The organism is Bradyrhizobium sp. (assembly GCF_049798375.1).
Lineage (GTDB): Bacteria > Pseudomonadota > Alphaproteobacteria > Rhizobiales > Xanthobacteraceae > Bradyrhizobium.
Window position 1 is genome coordinate 1 of sequence record NZ_JBARGP010000749.1, and the last position, 7,935, is coordinate 7,935.

A 7,935-nucleotide genomic window follows, 5' to 3' on the forward strand; every position below is an offset into this window, starting at 1 on the left:
ATCGAGCCGCTTGCACGGACCGAAGGTGGGCGCATCTGATGTCGGTGGCTTCAACTGGCCACGGGGGCGACGCACCTGGGTGCCGGAGACGATAACGGTCGACGCACGGCCGTTATAGCCGATCGGCATGTGCAGCCAGTTCGGCTGCAGCGCGTTGTCCTTGCCGCGGAACATGGCGCCGACATTGGTGGCGTGCTCCTTCGACGAGTAGAAATCGGTATAGCCGGCGACCTGAAACGGCAGATGCAGCTTCGCCTCTGACATCGGGACCAGCGCCTGCGTGCGCAACTCGTCATTGTCGCGCAGCTCCGGATTGTCATGACGCAGCAGCTCGCTGATCCGCGCGCGGGTGGTCGACCAGACCTTCGGGCCCAGCGCCATGAAGGCATTCAGCGACGGCCCGGCAAACATGGCGGGCTCAGCGACATCGATCCGGGAATCCTGCGCCAGCTCCCAGATATCGAGCACGAAGTCACCGATCGCGACGCCGACACGCGGCTGCGGCGCCGATGACGTCGAGAACACGCCGTAGGGCAGGTTCTGGATCGGGAAATCTGAGGCGGGATCGACCTCGACAAAGGAGCGCAAAGCGGGATCGTTGGGATGCATGTGATATCCGAAACTGGAGCTGACTTATTCGGCGTCGGGCTGACGGCCCGGCTCGGCCGCGGCGAAGGCCTCGACCTTGTGTGCGGCCTCTTCGATCGTGCGGATGCGTGGATAGGGCGTGAGATCAAGGCCGAAACGTCGCGCATTGAACACCTGCGGCACGATGCAGATGTCGGCGAGCGTCGGTTGCGTACCGAAGGCGAACGGGCCAGCGCCAAGCTGTGCCAATCGCGCCTCGATGGCATCGAAGCCGGCTGCGATCCAGTGCTGCGACCAGGCGCTGCGCGCGGCGTCATCGATGCCCATCTCGATCAGGCGATTGAGGACCCGCAGATTGCCGATCGGATGGATGTCAGAACAGACCACCAGGGCCATTTCGCGGGCGATAGCGCGCGCCGCCGCGCCCTTCGGCAACAGCGGCGGCTCGGGATGGGTCTCATCGAGATACTCGATGATGGCTAGCGACTGGGCGAGATGCAGATCGCCCTCGATCCAGTAGGGCACCAGACCGGCCGGATTGATTTTCCTATAAGGCGGCTGGTTCTGCTCGCCCTTGCGCAGATGCACGTAGCGCGCATCGGCACTCAACCCCTTCAAGCCCAGTGCGATGCGGACGCGATAGGCCGCGGTCGATCGGAAGTAACCGTAAAGCACGGCGTTATCGGGCACGGTCATGGCACCTCAGGGCTTGGTCGGATCGAAACGCTTCTCCAGTCCTTTCCAGCAATCGGCATAGTCGCCTTGCAGCGTGCTGGATTCGGCGGCGTGCCTGGTCACGCGCTGCGGGTACCGCGTCTCGAACATAAAGGCCATGGTGCCCGTGAGCTTCACCGGCTTCAGCTCGGTGTTCGACGCATGATCGAACGCCTCGCGATCCGGCCCATGCGGCAGCATGCAATTGTGCAAGCTGATGCCACCTGGCACGAAGCCCTGCGGCTTGGCGTCATAGACGCCGTAGATCAGCCCCATGAACTCCGACATGATATTCATGTGATACCAGGGCGGACGAAAGGTGTTGTCCGCCACCATCCAGCGCTCGGGGAAGATCACGAAATCTATGTTCGCGGTACCGGCGGTCTCCGACGGCGAGGTTAGCACCGTGAAGATCGACGGATCGGGGTGATCGAAGCCGATCGCGCCAACCGGCGAGAAGGTGCGCAGATCGTATTTGTACGGCGCGTAATTGCCGTGCCATGCCACCACGTCGATCGGCGAATGGGCCAGCTCGGTCTTGAACAGCGAACCGCCCCACTTCACGAACAGCTCGGTCGGGGTGTCCCTGTCCTCATAGCTTGCAACCGGGGTCAGGAAGTCACGCGCATTGGCGAGGCAATTGGCGCCGATCGGTCCGCGCTCCGGCAAGGTGAAGGCACCGCCATAGTTCTCGCAGAGATAGCCGCGCGCCGGTCCCGAGGGCAACTCGACCCGGAACTTGACGCCGCGCGGGATCACCACGATCTCGCCAGGCTCGGCGTCGATGCGACCGAACTCGGTGACGAACAGAAGCTTGCCTTGCTGCTGCACGAACATCATCTCGCCGTCGGCATTGTAGAAATGCTCATCGACCATTGACTTGGTGATGACGTAAACATGCGCCGCCATGCCGGCCTGGGTGTTGGCGTCCCCCGCTGTCGTCATGGTCTGCACGCCCTGTAGGAAGGTCACCTCGCCTTGCGGGATCGGCGTCGGATTCCAGCGCAATTGCCCGATCGGCAGATCATGCTCATGGCACGGCGCGCTGCGCCATAATCCGGCATCGGCTTTCGCGAAGCGCCCGGAGTGCTTCACCGATGGACGAATACGATAAAGCCAGGAGCGTTCATTGGTGCCGCGCGGCGCGGTGAAGGGCGAGCCGGAGAGCTGCTCGGCGTAAAGTCCGTAGGCACAGCGCTGCGGCGAGTTGCGGCCCATCGGCAGCGCCCCGGGGAGCGCCTCGGTCTCGAATGAATTGCCGAAACCGGACATGTAGCCCGGCGTCACCTGCCCCGATGCGCGACTGAGTTGATCAGGCGATGTGTTGACGTTCATCATCATTCTCCCTGCAGACGGGCCCACATTTCGCGATCGCGCTCGGCGGTCCAGATCACGGGATCGTCGATCCCTGACGCCTCGTCATAGGCGCGCGACACGTTGAATGGCAGGCAGTGCTCGTAGATCGCAAAGCTGGAGAACTTCGGATCCATCACTTCGCGGGTCGCCGCCATCGACTCCTTTAGGCTGCGACCCTTGGCGACCGAGCTCTCGGCCGCGCCATAGAGTGAATTGACGAAGTCGCGCGTCATCGCGATCGCATCGCGGACGGTCGCCTGGCCCTGCAACGCATCGCCGCGGCCGGGCGCGATCGCCTTCGGATTGAATGCCAGGATCTCGTTGAGCGTCATCGGCCACTCGCGCAAATGCGCATCGCCGCAGTAGCAGGCCGAATGATATTCAATCAGGTCGCCGGAGAACATCACCTCGGCATCCGGGACCCAGGCGACGATGTCGCCGGAGGTATGGCCGGCGCCGAGCTGGATCAGCTGCACCTCGCGCTTGCCGAGATGGATCGTCATCTCGCCTTCGAAAGTCAGCGTCGGCCAGGTCAGGCCGGGAATGCTCTGGGCGTCCTGGAATAGCCGCGGAAAGCGGCCATATTCGGAATCCCAATCCTGCTGGCCGCGCTCGACGATCAGCCGATGCGTCTCCTGCGAGGCGACGATGCCTTGGGCATGATAGGCCGAAGCGCCGAGCACGCGCACGGCATGATAATGCGACAGCACGACATATTTTATCGGCTTGTCGGTGACGGTGCGGACGCGCTCGATCACCTTGTTGGCCATCGCCGGCGTTGCCTGCGCGTCGAACACGATGCAGCCGTCGTCGCCGACGATCACGGCCGAGTTCGGATCGCCCTCCGCGGTGAAGGCATAGAGATCGGGGCCGATCTCGGAGAACGTCACCTTCTTCTCGGCGAGATCGGTGGTGGATGCAAAGCCCTTGGCCATCGGATCATTCCTCTCGTTCGTTCGGCCCAGCTTCGGACCGTCACTGCTGCTGTTGTTGCTGCTGGCCGGCGTCGATCATGCGGCGCCTGGCGAGCGTAATCGCTTCGCGCAACACCGCGATGTCGCCGATATGGTTGGCAAGGATCAGCACCAGCGCCGCATCGAGATCGGCGCTCTCGGTCTCGCTCAAGCCCCGATGCGCCTCGACCACGGCGCGGAACGCGTCGTCGGGTTTTGCAAAATTCGAGCTGGTCGACAGCGCCATCTCAGAGATCCTCAATGGCCGCCGGCGCGCGTCAGCGCGGCCGCGATTGCTTCGCCGGTCGCATGGCGGAAGCGGGCCGCGATATAGCCGTCCGGCCGCAACAGATAGGACGTGCCGGGCTGTGCATCGTAACGCTGCCCGGCAAGCCCCTGCGCATCCACAAAGCCGCCACCGCCAATGCAGCCCTGGCCAATGCAGACGTGGCCGACATCCTCGGGCAGATCGATCGCGCCGCCATTGGCGAACGACAGCAGTGCAAAACGCCGACCCTCTGCGCGAAAAGCATCGGTCAGGAATGTCGCTTCGCCATTGCTGTGCGCTAGCGGCGCATCCGGCATCGAAGTGCCCGGACGCGGCCCAGCGCGCCAGTTATCAGCATCGGCAGTCGACAGCGGCGTGTCGTAGACCGACGGCACCGACAGCCGTCCGCCATTGACCATGCGCTTGCCGAATTCGGTTTCGTTCGCGAGCGCCAGCACAGCCCTGCGCAGCCGCGCCTCCTGATGCGAGTTCGGCGCCATGAAATCGGTCGACCGGGTGGATTCGCGGATGTTCTCGTCGGCTGCAGCGCTGCGCTCGATATGATAGGTCTCGATCAGCCTTTCAGGCGACCAGCCGCGCAGCACGCGATCGAGCTTCCACGCCAGGTTCTCGGCATCCTCGAGGCCGGAATTGGCGCCGCGGGCGCCGAACGGCGACACCTGATGCGCGGAATCGCCGGCAAAGACAACGCGGCCGTGGACGAAGCGATCCATGCGCCGGCACTGGAACTTGTAGAGCGAGATCCACTCGAACTCGAACTGATCGTGGCCAAGCATCCGTGCGATCCGCGGCCGCACATTTTCGGGCTGCCGTTCGATCGCAGGATCGGCATAGCGGTTGAGCTGCAGGTCGATGCGCCAGACGTCGTCGGGCTGCTTGTGCAGCAGCGCCGAGCGGCCGGCATGGAACGGCGGATCAAACCAGAACCAGCGCTCGGTCGGGAACGCCGCCGTCATCTTGACGTCGGCGATCAGGAACTGATCCTCGAACACCTGGCCGGCAAATTCGGCGCCGACCATCTTTCGCAGCGACGAGCGCGCCCCGTCGCAGGCCACCACATAGCTCGCATGGAGCTTATAAGGACCATCAGGCGTCGTGATCGTCAGCGCCACGCCGTCATTGCGCGGCGCGATGCCCGTAACCTTGTTGCACCAGCGCAGCGAGATCGCGGGCAGCTCCTGCACGCGATCGACCAGATAGGCCTCGGCGTAGAACTGTTGCAGATTGATGAAGGCCGGCCGCTTGTGGCCCGGCTCCGGCAGCAAGTTGAACTGATAGAGTTCGGACGGGCCGTGGAAGATGCGGCCGACGCTCCACACCACACCCTTCTCGACCATGCGATCGCCAACGCCGAGCCGGTCCCAATATTCCAGCGCGCGCTTGGAGAAGCAGATCGCGCGCGAGCCTTCGCCGATACGATCGGCATCGTCGAGCAGCACGACGCTCTGCCCGCGCTGTGCCAGGTCGATTGCGAGCGACAGCCCGACCGGGCCGGCGCCGACCACGACGACTGGATGTTCGGCCGGCATACTGCGATCCTGGTCCGGATGGCGGTGATAGCCGAACTGAACTTTGGCGTGGCTTGTCTGTCCCTGGCTTGCGGTCTGCGCCGCTTCGCGCTGCGCCATGGTCGCGGTGACCCTATTGTCCTTGATTGCGTTTGCAGTGTTTCCTCGGTGCGACCCGAAGCGTCTTGCCAAATAGTCGCATCTGCAACTATTCTACACCCGCGAGCCGTGGTGGCGTCAACTCAAAATTCCGGAACCAGACCTTGCCCAGCATTTCAGCGAGCAGGACCAAGCGGGAGCCCAAAGCGGTAGCGTCAGCAGCGGCACGCGACACGGCGGTGCCGCCTGCGCCCGAGCGGCTCGATTTGTTCAAGTTCGCGCCGTTCCGGCTCAATCGTCTGGCGGCCGAAGTCAGCGCTGCGCTCGCCAGCGACTATCGCGAACGCTATGGGCTCGACATTCCGGAATGGCGCGTGCTCGCAACGCTCGGCTTTCGGCACGACGCTTTAAGCGCGCAATACATCGCCCAATGCACCCGCACGCATAAATCGACCATCAGCCGCGCGGTGACGGCGCTTTTGGAGCGCCGATTGCTGGAGCGCGTCGAAAACGCTGAAGACCGCCGCGAATTCCGCCTGCGGCTGAGCCGCAAGGGCAAGGCGCTATATGAGGAGCTGGTTCCGCGCCTGCAGCTGAAAGAACGCGAGATAATGTCCTGCCTGTCGGCGCAGGAGCGCGCGGCGTTCGACCGCCTGATCGGCAAGATCGAGGCGAGCCTGGACTTGATTCAGACCAGCGAAGAGGCGGACGCGAAAGAGGCATATTAGGACCGCGCCGCCATTGCGAGGAGCGAAGCGACGAAGCAAGCCAGACTTCCTTGTCGGCTCTGGATTGCTTCGCTTCGCTCGCAATGACGGAAGAAAGAACCGTAGGGTCGGCAAGCGCAGCGTGCCCACCGCTCAAGGCGTCGGTCGAAATGGTTGGCACGGCGCACGAGACCGATCGATGGCAGTTAACATTGTGCCAGGCGCCTTTGCCCACCCTACAAGCGACGACCGCCGTCAGCGCGCGCGCGCGGCCTTCGAAGTATCGGCGATCTCCTCACCCTCCTCGCGCCAGCGCAAAATCTCCATCGCCAGCACCGGATGGTTGAAACCCTTCAGCTGCAGATCGTCGATCGGCACCGCATCGACGTTAGCCTCGACCATGCCGTAGGCGCGGCGCGACACCACGACCTGCCCGGCCTTGGCCTCGCTGCACAGCCGCGAGGCCAGATTGGTGACGCTGCCGATGGCGGCATATTCCAGCCGGTTCTCGAACCCGACCTGGCCGAGCGTGGCATAGCCCACGGCGATGCCGACGCCAAAGCCCAAGCTGTGGCCGCGATTGAGCCAGCGCTCGGTGAGCGCGCCGATGGCGTCGCGCATCTCGATCGCCATCTTCACCGCGCGCCTGGTGTGGTCCTCGAGCTGAATCGGCGCGTTGAACATGATCATCACGCCGTCGCCGGCATAGCGGTCGAGCGTACCTTCATAGCGGAAGATCAGCTGCCCCAGCGCGGCGTGATATTCACGGAGCACGTTCATCGCCTCTTCCGGCTCCGTGGTCTCGGTGAACGCGGTGAAGCCGCGCAGATCGCAGAACACCACCGTCACCTCGCGGCGATGGCTCTGCAGCAGCGTCTCGTGGCCGTCGGACGAAGCGATGATCTGCGCGACCTGCGGCGCGAGGAAACGTTCGAGGCGGCGGATGCGCTCGATCTCCGCGAGCTGCTTCTCGACCCGCTCCTCCAGCGACTTGTTCCATTCGCGCAGCTGCTCGGTCTGCTCCTGCAGCTTGCCGGCCTGCTGCTGCACCGTCGTGTGCGCGAGCGCCAGCTCGCGGCCCTTCTGGTCGACCTCGGTGAACAGCCGGGCATTGCGCATCGCCAGCACCGCCTGGTTGGCGAAGGTGCGCATCAAGCCGATCAGGTTTGGCGGAAATGCGCCCGCGGCGCGGCGCAACACCACCAATGCGCCGAGCACGCCCTGCTGATCCACCAGCGGCGTGAACAGCACGGCATGGAAGCCGGCCGCGACAGCGACGTTACGCAACGGATGTTCTGATACATCGATCAGCTCGGCGACCGCGACCAGCTCACCGGTGCGCACGGCATCACCGAGCGGCCCAGAGTCAGCATCGAGGACGCGATGTTCGCCTTCGCTGGCCTTGTCGATGCCGTTGGCTTCGACGAGATCGAAGCGACGCGTCACCGCATCATAGGAATAGATCAGAACCGCATCGGCACGGGTAATCTCCAGCGCGCTGCCGGCCACCGTCGGCAGCACGGCGTCGAGATCGAGCGAGGCTGCGACCGCGCGCCCGACCTCCTCCAGCACCTTCAGCTCGTTGATCGACTGCGCCAGATCGCGGGTGCGCTCCTCGACCTTCGCCTCCAGCACCGAATAGGACTGTGCGATCTGGCTGGCCATACTGTTGAACTGATCGGCGAGCTCCTCCAGCTCATCATGGGTGCGTACCTCGATGC

7 protein-coding genes and 1 pseudogene are annotated in these 7,935 nt (G+C 64.0%); 1 reads left to right on the forward strand and 7 read right to left on the reverse strand.

Features of this window, described 5'->3' with window-relative positions:
• The 6 genes and pseudogenes from WA702_RS28825 to WA702_RS28850 all read right to left on the reverse strand — a co-directional run.
• A pseudogene (locus tag WA702_RS28825) lies at positions 1 to 609 on the reverse strand (fumarylacetoacetase); the annotation flags it as partial.
• Positions 610 to 633: 24 nt separating this feature from the next.
• Positions 634 to 1,284, reverse strand: a complete 651-nt coding sequence (gene maiA / locus WA702_RS28830; RefSeq protein WP_425113938.1) for a maleylacetoacetate isomerase — start codon at positions 1,282 to 1,284, stop codon at positions 634 to 636.
• Between the two features lie 6 nt (positions 1,285 to 1,290).
• Positions 1,291 to 2,637, reverse strand: a complete 1,347-nt coding sequence (hmgA, locus tag WA702_RS28835; RefSeq protein WP_425113939.1) for a homogentisate 1,2-dioxygenase — start codon at positions 2,635 to 2,637, stop codon at positions 1,291 to 1,293.
• A 2-nt stretch (positions 2,638 to 2,639) separates the two neighbouring features.
• A complete protein-coding gene (locus WA702_RS28840) occupies positions 2,640 to 3,593 on the reverse strand; it encodes an MBL fold metallo-hydrolase (RefSeq protein WP_425113940.1) in 954 nt (317 codons plus the stop codon).
• 40 nt (positions 3,594 to 3,633) lie between these two features.
• Positions 3,634 to 3,858 carry a DUF2783 domain-containing protein gene (locus WA702_RS28845; RefSeq protein WP_425113941.1) on the reverse strand — a complete coding sequence of 75 codons (225 nt, stop codon included), beginning with the start codon at positions 3,856 to 3,858 and terminating at the stop codon, positions 3,634 to 3,636.
• An 11-nt stretch (positions 3,859 to 3,869) separates the two neighbouring features.
• On the reverse strand, positions 3,870 to 5,528 hold the full coding sequence (locus WA702_RS28850) for an FAD-dependent oxidoreductase (RefSeq protein WP_425113942.1): 1,659 nt from the start codon (positions 5,526 to 5,528) through the stop codon (positions 3,870 to 3,872).
• 218 nt (positions 5,529 to 5,746) lie between these two features.
• Between WA702_RS28850 and WA702_RS28855 the strand changes: the two genes are divergently transcribed.
• Positions 5,747 to 6,235 carry a MarR family winged helix-turn-helix transcriptional regulator gene (locus WA702_RS28855; RefSeq protein WP_425113944.1) on the forward strand — a complete coding sequence of 163 codons (489 nt, stop codon included), beginning with the start codon at positions 5,747 to 5,749 and terminating at the stop codon, positions 6,233 to 6,235.
• 234 nt (positions 6,236 to 6,469) lie between these two features.
• Here the strand turns inward: WA702_RS28855 and WA702_RS28860 are convergent.
• Positions 6,470 to 7,935: adenylate/guanylate cyclase domain-containing protein (locus WA702_RS28860; RefSeq protein WP_425113943.1), on the reverse strand; the 1,466-nt coding region annotated here is incomplete at its 5' end.